This is a genomic window from Xenorhabdus sp. NBAII XenSa04, assembly GCF_963866145.1.
GTDB lineage: Bacteria > Pseudomonadota > Gammaproteobacteria > Enterobacterales > Enterobacteriaceae > Xenorhabdus > Xenorhabdus indica.
This window is the reverse complement of sequence record NZ_CAWMEB010000290.1, coordinates 54082-71885: the sequence shown is the minus strand read 5'-3', so window position 1 is coordinate 71885 and position 17804 is coordinate 54082. Positions and strand designations below refer to the sequence as shown.

General features: G+C 42.7%; 18 protein-coding genes and 1 pseudogene. 9 read left to right on the top strand and 10 right to left on the bottom strand.

Going from position 1 to position 17804, the window contains the following annotated elements:
- Positions 1 to 266: 266 nt before the first annotated feature.
- The 3 genes and pseudogenes from AAC147_RS20110 to murP form a co-directional block, all read left to right on the top strand.
- Positions 267 to 550: pseudogene (locus AAC147_RS20110) on the top strand (hypothetical protein); the annotation flags it as partial.
- A 230-nt stretch (positions 551 to 780) separates the two neighbouring features.
- Complete coding sequence (gene murQ, locus AAC147_RS10610) at positions 781 to 1686, top strand: N-acetylmuramic acid 6-phosphate etherase (RefSeq protein ID WP_197056367.1); 906 nt, start codon at positions 781 to 783, stop codon at positions 1684 to 1686.
- A 43-nt stretch (positions 1687 to 1729) separates the two neighbouring features.
- A complete protein-coding gene (murP, locus tag AAC147_RS10605) occupies positions 1730 to 3193 on the top strand; it encodes a PTS N-acetylmuramic acid transporter subunit IIBC (protein ID WP_047680794.1) in 1464 nt (487 codons plus the stop codon).
- A gap of 1 nt (position 3194) precedes the next feature.
- Here murP and AAC147_RS10600 read toward each other — a convergent pair whose 3' ends face one another.
- Positions 3195 to 3800: a LysE family translocator gene (locus AAC147_RS10600; RefSeq protein WP_047680791.1), complete on the bottom strand. Its 606-nt coding sequence runs from the start codon at positions 3798 to 3800 to the stop codon at positions 3195 to 3197.
- 159 nt (positions 3801 to 3959) lie between these two features.
- Here AAC147_RS10600 and AAC147_RS10595 point away from each other — a divergent pair, with 159 nt between their 5' ends.
- The 3 genes from AAC147_RS10595 (at position 3960) to crp (ending at position 6202) form a co-directional block, all read left to right on the top strand.
- Complete coding sequence (locus tag AAC147_RS10595) at positions 3960 to 4178, top strand: YheU family protein (protein ID WP_047680788.1); 219 nt, start codon at positions 3960 to 3962, stop codon at positions 4176 to 4178.
- A gap of 117 nt (positions 4179 to 4295) precedes the next feature.
- Positions 4296 to 5165 carry a phosphoribulokinase gene (locus AAC147_RS10590; protein WP_047680785.1) on the top strand — a complete coding sequence of 290 codons (870 nt, stop codon included), beginning with the start codon at positions 4296 to 4298 and terminating at the stop codon, positions 5163 to 5165.
- A gap of 404 nt (positions 5166 to 5569) precedes the next feature.
- Complete coding sequence (crp, locus tag AAC147_RS10585) at positions 5570 to 6202, top strand: cAMP-activated global transcriptional regulator CRP (protein ID WP_004240730.1); 633 nt, start codon at positions 5570 to 5572, stop codon at positions 6200 to 6202.
- 194 nt (positions 6203 to 6396) lie between these two features.
- On the opposite strand, the gene AAC147_RS10580 is transcribed toward crp, so the two are convergent.
- Both AAC147_RS10580 and ppiA read right to left on the bottom strand, forming a co-directional pair.
- The gene (locus tag AAC147_RS10580) at positions 6397 to 6972 is read right to left on the bottom strand and encodes an aminodeoxychorismate synthase component II (protein ID WP_038269479.1); all 576 of its coding nucleotides are present in this window, start codon (positions 6970 to 6972) and stop codon (positions 6397 to 6399) included.
- A gap of 330 nt (positions 6973 to 7302) precedes the next feature.
- Complete coding sequence (gene ppiA / locus AAC147_RS10575) at positions 7303 to 7872, bottom strand: peptidylprolyl isomerase A (protein ID WP_047680781.1); 570 nt, start codon at positions 7870 to 7872, stop codon at positions 7303 to 7305.
- Positions 7873 to 8264: 392 nt separating this feature from the next.
- Between ppiA and yihA the strand changes: the two genes are divergently transcribed.
- Positions 8265 to 8888 carry a ribosome biogenesis GTP-binding protein YihA/YsxC gene (yihA, locus tag AAC147_RS10570; protein ID WP_047680779.1) on the top strand — a complete coding sequence of 208 codons (624 nt, stop codon included), beginning with the start codon at positions 8265 to 8267 and terminating at the stop codon, positions 8886 to 8888.
- 125 nt (positions 8889 to 9013) lie between these two features.
- On the opposite strand, the gene AAC147_RS20105 is transcribed toward yihA, so the two are convergent.
- From AAC147_RS20105 to AAC147_RS10555, 4 genes are all read right to left on the bottom strand, one after another.
- Positions 9014 to 9061, bottom strand: a complete 48-nt coding sequence (locus AAC147_RS20105; RefSeq protein ID WP_438361642.1) for a hypothetical protein — start codon at positions 9059 to 9061, stop codon at positions 9014 to 9016.
- 282 nt (positions 9062 to 9343) lie between these two features.
- Positions 9344 to 12154, bottom strand: coding sequence for a DNA polymerase I (gene polA / locus AAC147_RS10565; protein WP_047680776.1), 2811 nt, complete (start codon positions 12152 to 12154; stop codon positions 9344 to 9346).
- A 391-nt stretch (positions 12155 to 12545) separates the two neighbouring features.
- Positions 12546 to 13169: a thiol:disulfide interchange protein DsbA gene (gene dsbA / locus AAC147_RS10560; protein WP_047680773.1), complete on the bottom strand. Its 624-nt coding sequence runs from the start codon at positions 13167 to 13169 to the stop codon at positions 12546 to 12548.
- A 17-nt stretch (positions 13170 to 13186) separates the two neighbouring features.
- Complete coding sequence (locus AAC147_RS10555; RefSeq protein ID WP_072032501.1) at positions 13187 to 14164, bottom strand: serine/threonine protein kinase; 978 nt, start codon at positions 14162 to 14164, stop codon at positions 13187 to 13189.
- Positions 14165 to 14408: 244 nt separating this feature from the next.
- On the opposite strand from AAC147_RS10555, the gene mobA reads away from it, so the two are divergent.
- Positions 14409 to 15011 (top strand): molybdenum cofactor guanylyltransferase MobA, encoded by a 603-nt coding sequence (gene mobA / locus AAC147_RS10550; RefSeq protein ID WP_047680767.1) that lies wholly within the window; start codon positions 14409 to 14411, stop codon positions 15009 to 15011.
- Positions 15008 to 15556, top strand: a complete 549-nt coding sequence (gene mobB / locus AAC147_RS10545) for a molybdopterin-guanine dinucleotide biosynthesis protein MobB (protein WP_047680764.1) — start codon at positions 15008 to 15010, stop codon at positions 15554 to 15556. Before mobA ends, mobB begins: the two co-directional genes overlap by 4 nt.
- Before the next feature lie 5 nt (positions 15557 to 15561).
- On the opposite strand, the gene AAC147_RS10540 is transcribed toward mobB, so the two are convergent.
- From AAC147_RS10540 to lsrF, 3 genes are all read right to left on the bottom strand, one after another.
- Positions 15562 to 16302: a class I SAM-dependent methyltransferase gene (locus AAC147_RS10540; protein WP_047680761.1), complete on the bottom strand. Its 741-nt coding sequence runs from the start codon at positions 16300 to 16302 to the stop codon at positions 15562 to 15564.
- 286 nt (positions 16303 to 16588) lie between these two features.
- Positions 16589 to 16888: a (4S)-4-hydroxy-5-phosphonooxypentane-2,3-dione isomerase gene (lsrG, locus tag AAC147_RS10535; RefSeq protein ID WP_047680758.1), complete on the bottom strand. Its 300-nt coding sequence runs from the start codon at positions 16886 to 16888 to the stop codon at positions 16589 to 16591.
- A gap of 1 nt (position 16889) precedes the next feature.
- Positions 16890 to 17774: a 3-hydroxy-5-phosphonooxypentane-2,4-dione thiolase gene (lsrF, locus tag AAC147_RS10530; protein WP_047680755.1), complete on the bottom strand. Its 885-nt coding sequence runs from the start codon at positions 17772 to 17774 to the stop codon at positions 16890 to 16892.
- Between the last annotated feature and the right edge of the window lie 30 nt (positions 17775 to 17804).

Sequence of the window (17804 nt, the reverse complement as noted above, 5' to 3'; positions counted from 1 at the left end):
TTACAAAAGGTTTAATTATCAAAATCCGAGTAAAACACAACTTTTATAAAAACTTATTTTTAGAGTAATATTACCTATATAATATACCTATCCTTATTTCAAGTTTCTAATTTTTTGGATATAGGAACATTCTGTATTTACATATTATTGCACAGGTAAAACATGCTGGAATTTTCGTATAAAGGAAAGTATCGATTGAACATTAAGATAATCACTCAATGAAATATTAGCTAAGCGGCTTTAAAACCATTGATTAATTCAGGTATGTCCGCTCTCGTTGGAGCCTTGATCTTTTCGTATTACAAATCAAAAAAATAGCTAATGTGAAGATTTCAATCAGTACCCTGTATCGGTTTTTCTGTAAAAACAAGGTAGATATACACTTTAACCCGAAGATCGGCTCAGACTGGTACTTCAAAGGCCAACAAAAACGGTAACCCGAAACCATTGTTGCCAATATATGTGGCAGCTCATCAAAAGAGTTAAGATTTTCTTGAATGCCGATTCAGCGACTACTTGGAAAGGAATAGGAAATATGAATGTCTCATAAGTTAGCCTGATGCCATTAACCAATGGATGAGATATTTAAGAAAATAATCACTTTTCTTTATCAGGCAAATCATCAATTCTTTATGAATATGGTGTTTACGATTACTCTGAATGAACAAAGTAAATAAAAAAACAGTCTGAAAGATGAAAGTTATATTATGTGATCAATGCGATAATTCAGTATTTATGAATTACCTAAAATCATTCCATCACATGTAGCAGGAAAAAATGATGAAAATCGATCTGAATAATCTGGTGACTGAAAGCCGTAACCCCGCCAGTACTCATATTGATGAGTTATCAACACTCGATATGCTCCGCGTTATCAATGATGAAGACAAAAAAGTCGCCGTTGCAGTTGAGCAGATACTACCTCAGGTTGCTCTTGTCGTTGATAAAGTTGCAGAAGCTTTACGTCAGGGTGGACGCTTAATCTATAGCGGAGCAGGAACATCAGGTCGATTAGGGATTTTGGATGCCAGCGAATGTCCGCCAACCTACGGCACCAAACCGGAACAAGTGGTCGGTTTAATTGCTGGCGGGCATCAAGCCATTTTCAAAGCCGTCGAAAATGCGGAAGATAATCGGCAACCAGGCGCAGATGATCTTAAGGTACTACACTTTAATGAAAAAGATGTGCTGGTCGGAATTGCCGCCAGTGGCCGGACACCTTACGTGTTGGGAGCAATGGAATATGCTAAATCAGTAGGAGCAACTGTTGCTTGTATCAGTTGCAACCCTGACAGTCCGATGACCCAACTGGCTGATATCGCTATCACTCCCATTGTCGGGCCAGAAGTTGTAACAGGTTCCTCCCGTATGAAAGCAGGTACAGCGCAAAAACTGGTGCTGAATATGATCACGACAGGAGCCATGATCCGTACTGGTAAGGTATATGGCAATTTGATGGTGGATGTGGAAGCCACTAATGCTAAGTTAGTTGAACGACAAAAAAATATTGTCATGGCTGCTACTGAGTGCAACAGGGAGACGGCTGAACAAACCCTGAACGCCTGTAACGGTCACTGCAAAACTGCAATTGTGATGATTCTATCGGGGCTCAGTGCCGAAGAAGCCAGAATATTATTAACAGAACATCAAGGGTTCATCCGGTCAGCGATTTCAACTGCTCGATAATCATTACTTTTTCTTTGTGGAAGATAAACCGCAGGGGTGGTACGTGACTAAAATTAATTCAGATATGCTGGTTGAAATTCTTCACGCTATTGGTGGAACAAGTAATGTCATACATAGTGGCAACTGTATGACTCGTCTGAGATTGACGTTACGTGATAATTCGCTGGTCGATAAGGCTAAACTGAAGCTAATTCCCGACGTTCTGGGGGTCATTGAAAGTCATGAACAACTCCAGATTGTCCTTGGCCCCGGTAAGGCTCAAACAGCAGCGGAGATGATGAATGAACTATTAAGTTCTGCTGAGCATCCGGCCTCTGAACATCTTTCAACAAAACATCACTCGGCAAATTTGAAAGAGATTGCCTCTTCCAATAAAAAACACCTCAAAGAGAAACAAACCCGTTCAATCCATAAATTCCTTACCAAATTTGCTACCATTTTTACTCCTCTGATCCCCGGATTTATCGCTGTTGGTCTACTATTAGGCCTTGCCACTCTGCTGGAGCAAATTTTCATTCAGGGTGTTACACAACCTAACGCTGTATTGGTTGAAATGATCGGCTATATGAAAATTTTCAGCAAAGGAATGTTCACTTTCTTCAGTATCTTGATTGGTTACAACGCTCAGAAGGCTTTTGGCGGTTCAGGCGTTAATGGGGCCATCATCGCTTCCCTGTTTATTTTGGGTTACAACCCTGACTCCCTCAGCGGCTTTTATTCTGGTATCAACAATTTCTTTGGCTTTCCCATCGATCCACGGGGAAATATTATCGGGGTATTGATTGCCTGTATTCTGGGAGCCTGGGTTGAGAAGCAGATCCGTAAGATCATGCCTGCTGACCTGGACATGATCCTGACCTCTGCTATCACGCTGCTTGTTATGGGCGCGGTTACTTTTATTGTGATTATGCCGATAGGCAGTTATCTGTTTGCAGCAATGTCATGGCTTTTCACTAATCTAAATGGTAATCCATTCGGTACAGCCATTTTGGCGGGGCTGTTCTTGATCGCTGTGATGTTCGGTGTACATCAGGGGTTTGTGCCAGTCTATTTTGCTCTGGTAGAAACACAAGGGTTTAATTCCCTGTTTCCGATTCTGGCAATGGCAGGAGCAGGGCAAGTAGGCTCTGCGCTGGCGCTATATGTCAGAGCCAAAAAAGATTCGTTGCTACGCACTCAAATCAAAGGAGCTATCATACCGGGCTTTTTGGGGATCGGTGAGCCCTTGATTTATGGTGTAACATTGCCTCGCATCAAACCTTTCGTTACCGCCTGTTTTGGTGGTGCTGTTGGTGGTTTTTTTATCGGCCTGATTGCCTGGTGTGGATTGCCCGTCGGCCTAAATACGGTTTTCGGCCCCTCCGGTGTAGTTGCCCTGCCCTTAATGACATCCCAGACAGGCATTTTCATGGGCATGGCAGTATACGGTGCAGGGCTAATTGTTTCGTATATCAGCGGCTTTATGCTGACATTTTTCTTTGGCAGCAAGGACATTGACTTAAGCTGATTCAGCTCACCCAGATCAATGGTACACAAGCCGCGGTCAAAAGCCCCATCACGATATTGAAAGTAAACCATGCGGTGCGGCTTTTTAACAGACGGCCAATCATAGCGCCCAAAATAAGCCATACCATTCCGGTGACTGTATTACACAATAGCATCACCACGCTGATGACCAGAATGGAATGGATATATAAATCCCCTGCTAAACTGTAGCTGCTGATAGCCCCTAACCCCATCATCCATGCTTTCGGGTTCAAAAACTGCAATAACCAGCCTTGATGACCTTTAATGGGTATCCCAAGGGATTGTGTAGCCTCCAGCCGTTTGTATTGTGCCGTCACCGTCTTCCAGGCCAGCCACAGTAAATACAGGCTACCGAGCACCTTCAATCCGGTGTGTATGGCCGGATACACCAGCAGTAACGCCGCAATACCAAAAGCAGACAACAACAGGACAGATTGCATCCCAAGAACAATCCCCAACAATAGTATTAACGAGCGGCGGAACCCAAAGTTGGCACCAGATGATGTCAGTAACATATTGTTCGGGCCGGGCGTGATTGCGGAGATAAACATAAATGTGCTAAGTGAGAATATCAGGCTGGCGGTCATGACGTGCTTTATCCCTCAATTATTGACATTTCCTTTCCAAGAAAATAGCAGTATGTTATTTAACATACAAGGCCAGTTAACAATGAAAGTTAAACTCAAAAACATCCTCAAAACTAAGCAATACCAGCAGCTAATATAATGTGATATGGAGCGACCACAATGATTATCCCGTGGCAACAAGTAGAACCCGATACTCTACTCAGCTTGATCGAAAGTTTTGTCTTGCGGGAAGGCACCGACTACGGTGAACGCGAAAAAACATTGGAACAAAAAGTACAGGATGTAAAACGCCAGCTTGAGCGGGGTGAAGCCCTGCTGGTCTGGTCTGAATTGCATGAGACTGTCAATATCATGCCTAAGGAGATGTTCCGTCCATAGTTTCATATCATTTCCGGCTCAATAGCATTTCATTCAACATCTGTTTGTTTTATTGGCCTGATACTGCTGATCGCGAGAACGATCATCCCAATTTTTATGATAAGGAGTCTGTTTCTTATGTCTGCCAAACACCCTGTCATTGCCATAACCGGCTCTAGCGGAGCCGGAACGACAACCACCAGTGTGGCATTTCGCAAGATTTTCCAACAACTCGGCATCACTGCCGCACTTATCGAAGGGGATAGTTTCCACCGTTATACCCGCCCTGAAATGGACGCAGAAATACGTAAAGCGAAAGAACAAGGCAGGCACATCAGTTACTTCGGGCCAGAAGCGAATGATTTCCATATGCTGGAGAAGACATTCTTTGAATATGGGGAAACAGGTACTGGCCGCTGGCGGAAATATCTGCATACTTATGATGAAGCTGTTCCCTACAACCAAGTACCGGGTACATTCACACCCTGGGAATCACTACCATCAAACACCGATATGCTGTTTTATGAAGGGTTACATGGTGGTGTTGTCACACCGCAATACAATGTCGCCGAATTAGTTGATCTGCTAATTGGTGTTGTCCCCATCGTCAATCTTGAATGGATACAAAAGCTCATTCGTGATACCAGTGAACGCGGGCATTCAAGGGAAGCGGTTATGGATTCCGTGGTTCGTTCAATGGATGATTATATTCGCTATATTACGCCACAGTTTTCCCGCACTCACATCAACTTTCAACGCGTTCCTACTGTTGATACCTCCAACCCCTTTTCCGCCAAAGCTATCCCTTCTCTGGACGAAAGTTTTATCGTCATCCGCTTCCGTGGTCTGAGCCAAATCGATTTCCCTTATTTACTGGCCATGCTTCAGGGTTCGTTTATTTCCAGTATAAATACTATCGTCGTTCCAGGTGGAAAAATGGGACTGGCAATGGAGTTAATTATGGCTCCGTTAGTTCAACAATTACTGGAAGGCAAAAAAATTTCCTGAATTAAGCACAAGTTAATTATCAATAACACAGGTAACAAAAAATAATGTTACCTGTGACAAAACACTAACTATTCACCCACTTATAAATGAAAATGTAGTAAATGGTATTCTGCAAACAGATTTCTGGTAATTTATTAACTGGTTTTATATGCTGAAGCGATACAGGAGAAGACAGAAAAGTTTTCCTGTGTTACAAACAGAGTTACAAGCGAAGCTGGCAGGTTTTATGAGGCTGAATAACTACACCAATATGTTAGCATCCTTATAAACCTATATAAAATTCTTACTTGTCGGTTTTTCAGCAAGTTAATATGTTAATCTATTGACTTTATAAAGCCGGCCTGATGAGAAACTGTCAGTTTCTCAGAACATAAAGGCGGAAATAACAACAGAGGATAAAGCGAATGGTTCTCGGCAAGCCACAAACAGACCCTACTCTTGAATGGTTTTTGTCACACTGCCATATTCACAAATATCCATCCAAGAGCACGCTTATTCATCAAGGCGAGAAAGCAGAAACGCTTTACTACATTGTTAAAGGTTCAGTTGCTGTTCTAATAAAAGATGAAGAAGGTAAAGAAATGATCCTCTCTTATTTAAATCAGGGGGATTTCATTGGTGAACTTGGATTGTTTGAAGAAGGGCAAGAGCGTACTGCATGGGTGCGAGCTAAGAGCGCCTGTGAAGTGGCTGAAATTTCCTATAAGAAATTTCGCCAGTTAATTCAGGTTAATCCTGACATTCTGATGCGTTTATCCGCTCAGATGGCAAGCCGCTTACAAACAACATCGGAAAAAGTCGGAAACCTGGCATTTCTGGATGTGACAGGTCGTATTGCACAGACATTGCTCAATCTGGCCAAACAGCCTGATGCAATGACCCATCCTGATGGTATGCAAATCAAAATTACACGTCAGGAAATTGGGCAGATTGTCGGATGCTCCCGTGAAACAGTCGGCCGCATTCTGAAAATGCTGGAAGATCAAAACCTGATCTCTGCGCACGGCAAAACGATTGTCGTTTATGGAACCCGCTAATTCCTGAAATTGCGCTTGAATTAGGCCAGTGCAACCCATAGAGCACTGGCTTTTTGCTTTCCTTCCTCCAGCTTATCTCATCCTTAACAAAATGAAACCCGCTGGTGCATCATTTAGTCATATAACCTGCCCACAGGTGCTTCGTAAAAAATGGCCGGAAACAACAGCCAAAAGAAAGATTAAATCGTTCTTCGTTAATATTTAAGAAAATTATTCAACAGTTCATGCCCTTGTTCACTCAAGATGCTTTCCGGATGGAACTGCACGCCTTCCAAGGGGAGAGTACGGTGGCGTATTCCCATTATTTCATCCACATTACCATCATGCTGGCTCCATGCTGTAACTTCAAAGGAAGCAGGTAACGTTTCTGCGGCGATGACCAAAGAGTGATAACGGGTCACTGTCAGCGGACGATTCAATCCCTTAAATACACCTTGCTGGTTATGGTGAATTAAACTGGTTTTTCCGTGCATCACCTCACGGGCTTTAACAACACTCGCGCCAAAAGCCTGGCCAATCGCCTGATGTCCGAGACACACCCCAAGAATTGGCAATTTCCCGGCAAAATGCGAAATGGCTTCCAGTGAGATCCCTGATTCATCTGGTGTACAAGGCCCCGGAGAGATCACTAAATGAGTCGGTGCCAATTTCTCGATATCTTCAAGCTGTAATTCATCATTACGCTTAACTAAAACACTCGTCCCTAACTCACAAAAATATTGATATAAATTGAATGTAAAAGAGTCGTAGTTATCTATTATTAATAACATAGGAGTTCATCCTACTGATTTTTATAGTTTTATATATTGCGTTGTCCTATCGGACATTATGCGTTCTGTATCACGGTAAAATTAGGTAAAGCAGCACCAACGGTAGCGGGACTGTCATCATACCACATAGGCATTTTTAAAATAGGGGCAGGGATTACCGCCAGACAGCGGCACATATTCACAGTGAGATCTTTTTCGTGTGAAAACGATAGAGGAGTGAGAAAGGGAGACGGCACTTTAAAAACCCTGAAACTTCAAAAAGTGTAATAACAGGCCAATACCGTCTCATTCTCTATTTTTCAGGTAAAAAACGGGGTTTTCTCATCAAGGTTATTGGGAAACAACCTTTGCAGAAAGGATCACAATCGGTTTCACAGGAACATTTTGGTAAGGCCCAACATTTTCTGTTTTGACTTGAGAAATTTTGTCAACCACATCCATCCCTTTCACTACCTTACCAAAGACGGCATAGCCGAAATCACGCTGACCGTGGTCAAGAAAAGCATTATCAGTCACATTAATAAAAAACTGACTGGTTGCACTATCCTTATCTGCGGTGCGCGCCATTGCAATTGTTCCACGCAAGTTACGTAATCCATTATCAGCTTCATTTTTGATTGGGGCTTTGGTTACTTTCTGTTTCATATCTTTTGTAAATCCCCCTCCCTGGATCATGAAACCGGGAATAACGCGATGGAAAATCGTATTGTTATAAAAACCCTCATTCACATACTCAACGAAATTCTTTGTGGTAATCGGTGCCTTATTGCTATCCAGTTCAAGCTCTATTTCACCTGCTGATGTCATCAGCTTCACGTGAGTTTCAGCAGCCAATGCTGGAGCAGCCATCACACTGATAGCACATGCCGTCATAAGCGACACAAAAATACGTTTAAACATTGATGGTTCCTTTATTCTTGAGGTCAATAACAAAACCCATAAAACTCATTAAGTGTAATTCCCTATAGCGCTAAGTTGCAAAGATTTACCAACTTTTACGAGTAATTATGAGTTTTGCTAAAGAATATCTATCTAAAAAGATATTATATTCTCATATTTTGGGTAGAGTTTATTTTTGGAATAGCGTCTATCTTGGTGTTCTTTCATACATATTAGGCAGGAAAAAGTTGCAGAATATTCTTTACTACGTTAGGCAAAAATAATTTCAGTCAAAAAGTAAAAATATGTCGTAATAGAAACATCACGATAAAGTTACACCTGTCCACAAGCCGTTGCTCTCGGTATAATCACCGCGCTGTTTTTTTTGTGTATTCCGCAGGGAGATAACCATTTTGACCATCAAGAACTACAACTATCATATGACCCACTTTGTCACGAGTGCACCTGACATTCGCCACCTGCCTCAAGATGTGGGCATTGAGGTCGCGTTTGCCGGTCGGTCAAATGCCGGTAAATCCAGTGCACTGAATGCACTGACCCGGCAAAAGAGCCTTGCCCGTACCAGTAAAACTCCCGGACGAACTCAATTGATTAACCTGTTTGAGGTGGAAGAAGGCATACGCCTCGTTGACTTACCGGGTTATGGCTATGCACAAGTACCGGAAGAAATGAAACTCAAGTGGCAGAGAGCATTGGGCGAATATCTCCAGAAACGTGAATGCCTACAGGGGCTGGTGGTATTGATGGATATTCGTCATCCACTCAAAGATCTGGATAGGCAAATGATTGAATGGGCCGTCGTGATGCAGGTGCCAGTCATGATACTACTGACCAAAGCCGATAAACTGGCATCAGGGGCACGCAAGAGCCAATTAAACAAAGTACGTCAGGAATTGGCTAGGCTGGAAGGCGATATTCAGATCGAGAATTTCTCTGTTCTGAAAAAAATCGGCATAGACAAACTTGAACAGAAACTTAATAGCTGGTTCAGCCAGCCCACTATTGAAGTGAAGTAATTTTGAAGTGAAGTAATTTTGAAGTGAAGTAATTTCCACCTTTTCCCTTCTCATCTTCTGCAACAATCGTAAATCACGCATAAAAAAACGCCCCAGTCAAAAGAGATGACTGGGGCAGCTAATATTCAGCTAAATCCGATTACGTGAAGTAAAAGGTCTGAAAGATAGAACATCTTACCTCTGTACCCTACGCCGATAACTTTACCCTATTTTTTTTATCAACAAAAGATTTTTTTGTAATTAATTTTCAATAAATACCTCGATTTAGCCACAATTATGTGATCAATCTCTGTCATTACACCATTTTTCTTGTAGTTTAATTACATATTTGTGGGATCTGGATCTAATCTCAAATCTGATCAAAATTCTTGTCTCACGCCCCTTCACAGTATAATAAAGAAAGCCACAGTGCATTAAATGCACTGTGGCTTTCATAAAAATTATTCAATTAAAGATTAGTGAGCCTGATCCCAATTCTCCCCGACCCCCACATCAACTTTCAGAGGGACACCAAGCTGCATACTTTTCTCCATCAACTCTCTGATTTTCTGTTCCGCGATAACCAGCTCTGATTCATGTACTTCAAACACCAATTCATCATGAACCTGCATAATCATACGCACATTCGGTTGTGCAGTGACGATCCAGTCATCCACCGCTATCATAGCCAACTTGATAATATCTGCTGCCGTTCCCTGCATCGGGGCATTAATGGCCTCACGCTCAGAAGCCTTACGACGCATGGCATTGCGCGATTTGATATCTGGCAGATACAGACGACGGCCTTCCAGTGTCTCAACAAATCCGTTCTCAGCAGCCTGTTGACGAGTGCGGTCCATATATTCCCGTACACCCGGATAACGCTCAAAATAGAGTTCCATATAACGCTGAGCTTCCCCACGCGGAATACCCAATTGACGGGACAAACCAAACGAACTCATGCCATAAATCAGACCAAAGTTAATTGCTTTCGCGCTGCGGCGCTGTTCGCTGGTAACTTGCTCCAGTGGCACACCAAAAACTTCTGCGGCCGTAGCACGGTGAATGTCTTTGCCTTGTGCGAAAGCATCCAATAATCCCTTATCCTGTGATAAATGCGCCATAATCCGCAACTCAATCTGCGAATAATCCGCAGCCATGATGCGATAACCCTCTGGTGCAATAAAGGCCTGGCGAATACGTCGCCCTTCTTCATTACGAACAGGAATATTTTGCAGGTTAGGATCACGGGAAGAGAGACGCCCGGTTGCTGTCACTGCCTGATGATAAGAAGTGTGAACGCGTTGAGTCAGTGGACTGACCATCAGCGGCAATTTATCGGTATAAGTCGATTTCAGTTTTGCCAGCCCACGGTGTTCCAAAATAATTCTTGGTAACTCGTGATCTTCCGCCAGCTCTTCCAGCACTTCTTCATTCGTGGAGGGAGCACCATTTGGCGTTTTTTTCAAAACAGGCAGATTCATTTTTTCAAACAAGATGACCTGCAATTGTTTAGGTGAAGCAAGATTGAACTCTTCTTCAGCCAATGCATAAGCGGCTTTTTCCAGTTCGAGTAAACGTGCCGTAATCTTTTTCGAATGTTCCGCTAACGTATTAGCATCGATCAAAACGCCTGTCCGTTCCATGCGAGAAAGTACAGGAATCAACGGCATTTCGATGTCCTGGAAAACTTTTTTCAGTGCCGCCACATTTTCTATTTGTGGATACATAGCCTGATGCAACCGCAAGGTAATATCTGCATCTTCCGCAGCATATTTTGCCGCCTCTTCCAGTGGGATCTGGTTAAAAGTAAGCTGTTTTTTACCCTTGCCCGCAATTTCTTCAAAAGTCGTGGTTTTATATCCCAAATGACGCTCAGCAAGGCTGTCCATATCATGCCGTCCTGCGACACTGTTCAGGACATACGATTCCAGCATCGTATCAAAAACAATACCATTCAATGCCACACCGTGGCGTTCCAGTACACCACGATCAAATTTCAGATTCTGACCAATCTTCGGCAGGTTGGCATCTTCCAACAGCGGTTTCAAGGCCGTAAGCACTTCATGCAAATCCAACTGTTGTGGCGCGTCCAGATAATCGTGTCCCAACGGCAGATAAGCGGCTTCAACACTGGATTCCCCTTTTGAAGATTGGGGCACTGCAACAGCAAAAGACATTCCAATCAGATTGGCAGTTAAAGTATCAAGTCCGTCTGTTTCAGTATCAAACGAAAATACGGGTGCCTGTTTCAGTTTCCCAACCCATTCATCAAGAGATTTCTGATCAAGGATAGTCTGGTAGCTTTCGGGAGAAATATTCGCTACGGCTGCGGTGGATTTGTTTGTCGTGCTGGTTGTTGGCTTTTGCCCGCTTTTCTCTGACGGACGGCTTTCTAACCAACTGCCATTTTGTACATCGCTCAACCAGCGTTTAAATTCATAGTGACCGAACAGCGCCAATAATTCATCGTTATCCGGTGCGGAAACCGTAAGATCCAGACAGGTTTTATCCAACTCAACGTCGGTTTTAATGGTCGCCAACTGATAAGAGAGGTAAGCAACTTCTTTATGCTGCTCCATTTTTCCAGCCAGCGTTTTTGCACCACGGAAACTGAGTGTCACAATCTCATCAAGTCTGGCGTAGATCTCATTCAATCCACCGATGCCCTGTAACAATCCCAGTGCCGTTTTCTCTCCAACCCCCGGTACACCCGGAATGTTATCGGAAGAATCCCCCATCAATGCAAGGAAATCGATAATTAATTCCGGCGGAATACCATACTTTTCAATGACTTCATCCGGTCCCAAAATGGTGTTAGTCATGGTGTTGATCAGCGTGATATTAGGCGTCACTAACTGAGCCATATCTTTATCGCCTGTGCTGATCAAAACTGAATGCCCCTCTTTTTCTGCCTGCAACGCCAATGTACCAATGACGTCATCTGCCTCAACCCCCGGCACAACCAAAATTGGCAGTCCCATTGCCTTGACCATTTTATGCAGCGGCTCAATCTGCTCACGTAAGTCATCCGGCATCGATGGACGATGAGATTTATATTCAGCAAATAATTCATCACGGAACGTCTTACCTTTGGCGTCAAATACAACCGCCACATGGCTAGGCTTATATTGCAGGATTAAACTGCGCAGCATATTCAGTACACCATACATGGCGCCTGTCGGTTCGCCTGCACTGTTTGTCAGAGGAGGGAAAGCATGGTATGCACGATAAAGGTATGAAGAACCATCAACCAAAATCAGGGGATTATCTGCTATCTGTACCATAAAATTGTCTTCGTCGTTCTGTAGTATGAATAAAGAATAGAATGCCATACTGTGCAGTCATAGACGAATTTTGCGATAATTTTCTCGTTCTGTTACCTATGTCCTCTATATGTCCTGACAAATATTCTGATAAATAAATTGTGGATAACTTTGTGCACAAAAAATTGGCACATAAAACAGATTTATGTTTATCCATGTTAAAAAGGAATAACTGAGAGTAAAAATCAATGAATTACGTCAAATATTATGAAAGTATTGCAACTACTTACAAATCACTGACTTGTGGATATAACCGGAGTTTATGTTATGAAAGGCGGTTTTTAGCAAGTATTGTGCCAGTCTTATAGTAACAGGCACAATACTTGTATCATTTTATATTAATAGTGACGGCCTATTTTTTTGTTACCAGATAATTCACAACATCAGAATATTGTTTGGCATAATCCTGCGCAGATTTAACATCCATTCCGCCATTGTTAATCATATATTTACCATTGACGAAAGTTGCCGGAACACCTTGCAGTTGCAAAGCTTGAGCCGCCTGGCGTTCTTTAGCTGCCACAGATTTCACTATGAAACTATTTAATGCTGCATCATATTCTTCACCAGGAACACCTGCTTTGATAAAAGCATTACGGATATCAGCCTTAGAGATGATAGTCTGAGTTTTCTGGATACCATCAAACAGAATCGGTGCTACTTTATCCTGTACTTTCATTACGATAGCAACAGCCCAGGCATCTGTCAGATCTTTACCCAAAGGACCCAGAAAATCGACATGATAACGTTCATGGGTAACGCCAGCAGGCAGGTTTTTCTGAATCGTACCAGGCACATGATAAATATTTTCAAACTGGTAACAGTGTGGACAATAAAAAGAGAAAAACTCTAAAACCTGAGGTTGATCCGCAACAGGATCTTTTAATGCAACATATTGCTTGCCTTCAGAGAAGCCAGAAGCGCTGGCATTAAATGCCATAAACACTCCCACCAATGCGAACCAAAATTTTTTCATCGTGTTCTCCAGAAAAATTAATACATCGGGGTTAACTGTAAGGGTGGTTCCTGCAACAACTGGATTTGTTCAGAAAAAAGATTTATCTGCTTATGCCAGAAGTCACCATCAGCCATCCACGGAAACGCTTTTGGAAAAGCCGGATCTTGCCAGCGACGAGCAACCCATGCCAGATAATAGACCATCCGCATTGCCCGCAGTGGCTCTATCAACGCCAGTGTTTTCAAGTCAAACTCTGCAAATTGGCCATATGATTCAAGCAGGATATCCAATTGGATCCATCTTTCCTGCCGTGAACCATTAAGTAACATCCATAAGTCCTGAATAGCCGGGCCATTGCGGGCATCATCAAGATCGACGAACCACGCCTCATCACGCCACAGGATATTACCAGCATGACAATCGCCATGCAGCCGCAATACCTGCCAATCAACATTCCATTGTGCTTCCACAGCCTTGTTCAATTCATCCAGTGCAGTAAGGAAAGCGGCTCTGCGTCTGTCGGGGATGAGATCGCATTCTGCCAAATATTGATATGGCTGGTATAAATATTCATTGAGACTGATAGTTGGACGGGCAGAAAATGTTTTCTGGTAACCGACTTGATGTATTTTACCCAACAATCGCCCTACATCTTCCAACTGTTCAAAATTATCAGCTTCATACTGCCGTCCACCTACGCTAGGAAAAATGGCAAAAAAGAACCCGCCATGCTCCAATACCGTCTGTCCATCAATAACCATTGGCGCAGCAACCGGTAAATCTGCTTGCTGCAAGGCCAGTGCAAACTCATGTTCCTCCCGAATTTGCTGCTGGCTCCAGCGTTGAGGACGATAAAATTTCACGACATAACGTTTACGGTTTTCATCCATAAACTGATAAACTCGGTTCTCATAGCTATTCAATTCAGTTAAGCCAGAATCAACATACAAACCAGACTGCATCAAAGCATCCATTATTAAGTCCGGCGTAATATTTTGGAAATTAAAAGCCATTGTTTCTGTCACAACTCAGTTCTCTCTTTCATCAATCTTTAATTATCATACCTTGTGTGTACAGTCCTCAGCCAGCTTCTATACAGTTCTTACAACAAGAAGAATGATTAGGAGAAAAAATTGGTCTGTTAACAAGAGTAAGAGTTATACTCCCTAATTCCTGTGATGTATTGTTACATATTGATTTACAAGGGTTATATAACCAAATATAAAATATTTCATGACCAAGTATCAGGTGATTTCAATGACGTATCCAAAAATCAGTGGTGCAATTCTGGCTGGAGGGCTATCCACTCGTATGGGAGGAAATGATAAAGGACTATTACAATTTGGTGGCATACCATTATACCAACACATAGCAACAAAATTGCAGCCACAAGTTCATGAACTGTTAATTAATGCCAACCGTAATCAGTCGGTTTATCAGCAGAGTGGTTACCCAATTATACCGGACATTATCACTGATTTTTCTGGGCCACTGGCAGGAATGCTAGCGGTATTGAAGAAAGCGATTAATGAATGGGTTATGTTTGTCCCTTGTGATGTGCCGGATTTCCCTGATGACGTAGTAGCAAAACTTTGGCGCTATAAACAACACTCATGGGCGGCTTATGTACATGATTGCGAACGCGCCCATCCGACATTGGCTCTGATGCACCGCAGCCTGATACCCAGATTAGAAAGCTATCTTGCGTTGGGAGACAGAAAGCTGATGTTCTTTATGCAGATGATTAAAGCAAAGGCGGTCTATATCCCGAATCCCACCGCTTTCACCAATTTGAATACACCAGAAGAGTGCCAACACTGGCAATGCCAGCATTGGGAATGTCTTCGGGAGTCAGCATGAATCAAAGTACCTTCCCACCTAACCTGCCATTACTGGGAATTACCGCCTACAGTGGAACCGGTAAAACAACCCTGCTAAAACAGGTCATTCCTCTGTTATGTCAGCAACAAATACGTGTGGGATTGATCAAACACACTCACCATAATATGGATATCGATAAACCGGGTAAGGATAGTTACGAACTGCGTAAAGCGGGTGCAGCACAAACATTAGTTGCCAGCCAGCAGCGCTGGGCGTTGATGGCAGAAACGCCTGAATTACCTGAACTGGATCTGCACTATCTTGCCAGCCGATTTGATACAGATTCTCTGGATTTAATTCTGGTTGAGGGTTTCAAGGACGAAGCCATTTCCAAAATTGCGTTGTATCGGCATGGATTGAATCATTCCTTTGAGGAACTGATTGATCCCCATGTGATTGCCATTGCCAGCGATATCCCGCTGGCTACCTCATTGCCGCGGCTTGATATTAATCGACCAGAGCAAGTGGCAGAGTTTATTGCAAAGTGGCTTTCATTAATCCCGTCAACAGAAACAGAGACATAAAATCATCAGTAGTAGCAAATGATACCGGTGTTAAGGTTATTATGTTGAAAGATATCCCAAAAACCTTCTGGCTGGGATTCAATTTCACTCTCCAGAAGATTTGCTTCTTTCCACTCGAATTTACTGAATCCGGCTTTCTTAATAGCCTGTTCATAACTTTCACGACTCCATTGATAGAATGTGAAAGGACTAGGGGGTGTGCTAAGAAATTCAGCCTGATAACGAAAACCGCCTTTCCATGATTCTTTATTCACGATATGTATACCATATCTATCAAAGTTACTTATTTCCAATCGATAATCAGGTGAAGTCATATATGCCACTAATTTACCAGAGGGCTTAAGATGTCGGGCAGCCGTCTGAAACATAGTTTCCAGCTCTTCGACCGATGCAGCATAGTTAAACAGCCAAATAGCAGTGACGAGATCAAACTTGCCAAATGATTCCATTTTACCAACATCTCGCACATGAAACTCCAGGCCATCACCATATTGTTTCAACTTTGCCTTAGCAAGTTCTATCATTTTTTCCGAAATATCTATCCCTACAACCTTTGAAGCCCCTCGCTTATATAATTTCCGGCTAAAATAACCATATCCACAAGCCAAATCCAGAATTGATTTCCCATTCACATCACCCACCATATCTAAGACAAAACGAGCGTCCAATATACGCAATGCACTGTTTTCTATGTAATTCTCATAACTCTCTCCAATAGAATCATAATTTGCTTTTTTTTCTTTCATAAGTATTAACCCCTGATAAACGGATGTTAGAATTACCTTAATATAGATAATATCAATCAGCCTAAAGAAATATTAATTTTAATTGAAAAATTATTAATTCCGTATATCAATATTATTATTACCGATAACTATATTTATTTTTAAATAAAATAATATCCATTAAATAAAGAAAAACCAAAATATGAAAAACATATAACTGGAAAATATTTCGGTTTATTATCGATAGTGCAACGCCCCCGATAACCAGCTCAAGGGCGTTATTCCTGCTTGATAATTTATCTTTTCCTTACTTCCCTTCCGGCATCAAACCAATAAACGTGGTTTTTTGCCGTGGCTCACTCATCAGTGATTCCAGTTTTTCAACACAACGCAGGTAATGCGGGGTTTTCTTATGCGCTGCGACTGCGGCTTCATCGGTATAAGCTTCGTAGATATAAAAACGGGTCGGGATTTTTTCATCTTGTAATACATCAAACCGCAGATTACCCGGCTCTTTCACCGAGCCAAGGTGATTATCGCGAAATACCTGGATAAATTCGTCGATCTTGTCGGCTTTGACATTAATCTCCACTAATGTGACGTGCATATTATTCTCCCTTCGCTTTTTCACTCAGGAACAATTCATAAGCCTGAGCAGGCTTCTCATTACAATGTACAACTGCCTGAACGGCTTTCAACATTGCTACCGGTGCTTCTGATTGGAAGATATTACGCCCCATATCAACACCGGATGCGCCTTGATCAATCGCCTGATAGCACATCATTAACGCATCCAGCTCAGGCAGTTTCTTACCTCCCGCAATAACAATCGGTACAGGGCAACCCGCGGCAATCCGCTCAAAACCAGTATCGACATAATAGGTTTTAATGATATTTGCGCCCATCTCCGCTGCAATTCGGGTTGCCAGAGAGAAATAACGTTGGTCACGAACCATATCCTTACCGACACCTGTCACCGCCATTGTTGGCATCCCATAACGCGTTCCCTGATCCACCAGCTTGATAATGTTTTTGATGGACTGATGCTCATATTCTGAACCGATATAAACCTGCGCCGCGACTGCACAGACATTCAGCCGCAGCGCATCTTCCATCGCTACCGCAACGGCTTCATTAGACAGTTCAGTCAAAATGGAATTCGCACCAGATGCGCGCAGTACTACAGGTTTATTTGTCGCGGGCGGAACCTGACTACGCAAAATACCGCGTGTACACATCAGCACATCGGTGTGTTCAAACAGTGGAGCGATATTAATATCAATACGTTCCAGCCCTGTTGTCGGCCCTTGAAAATAACCGTGATCAAATGCCAACATGACCGTTTTATTGGTAGCGGGATTGAAAATCCGCGATAAGCGGGATTGCATTCCCCAATCCAACGCGCCACAGCCTTTCAGTTCAAACAATGTATTCTTTTGCGGTGTATCAATGCCAAAATCTTTACCATCTTTGATATCATCTAAATCTGCCATTTCTCCCTCCGGAAGGTTACAACGCGAAAT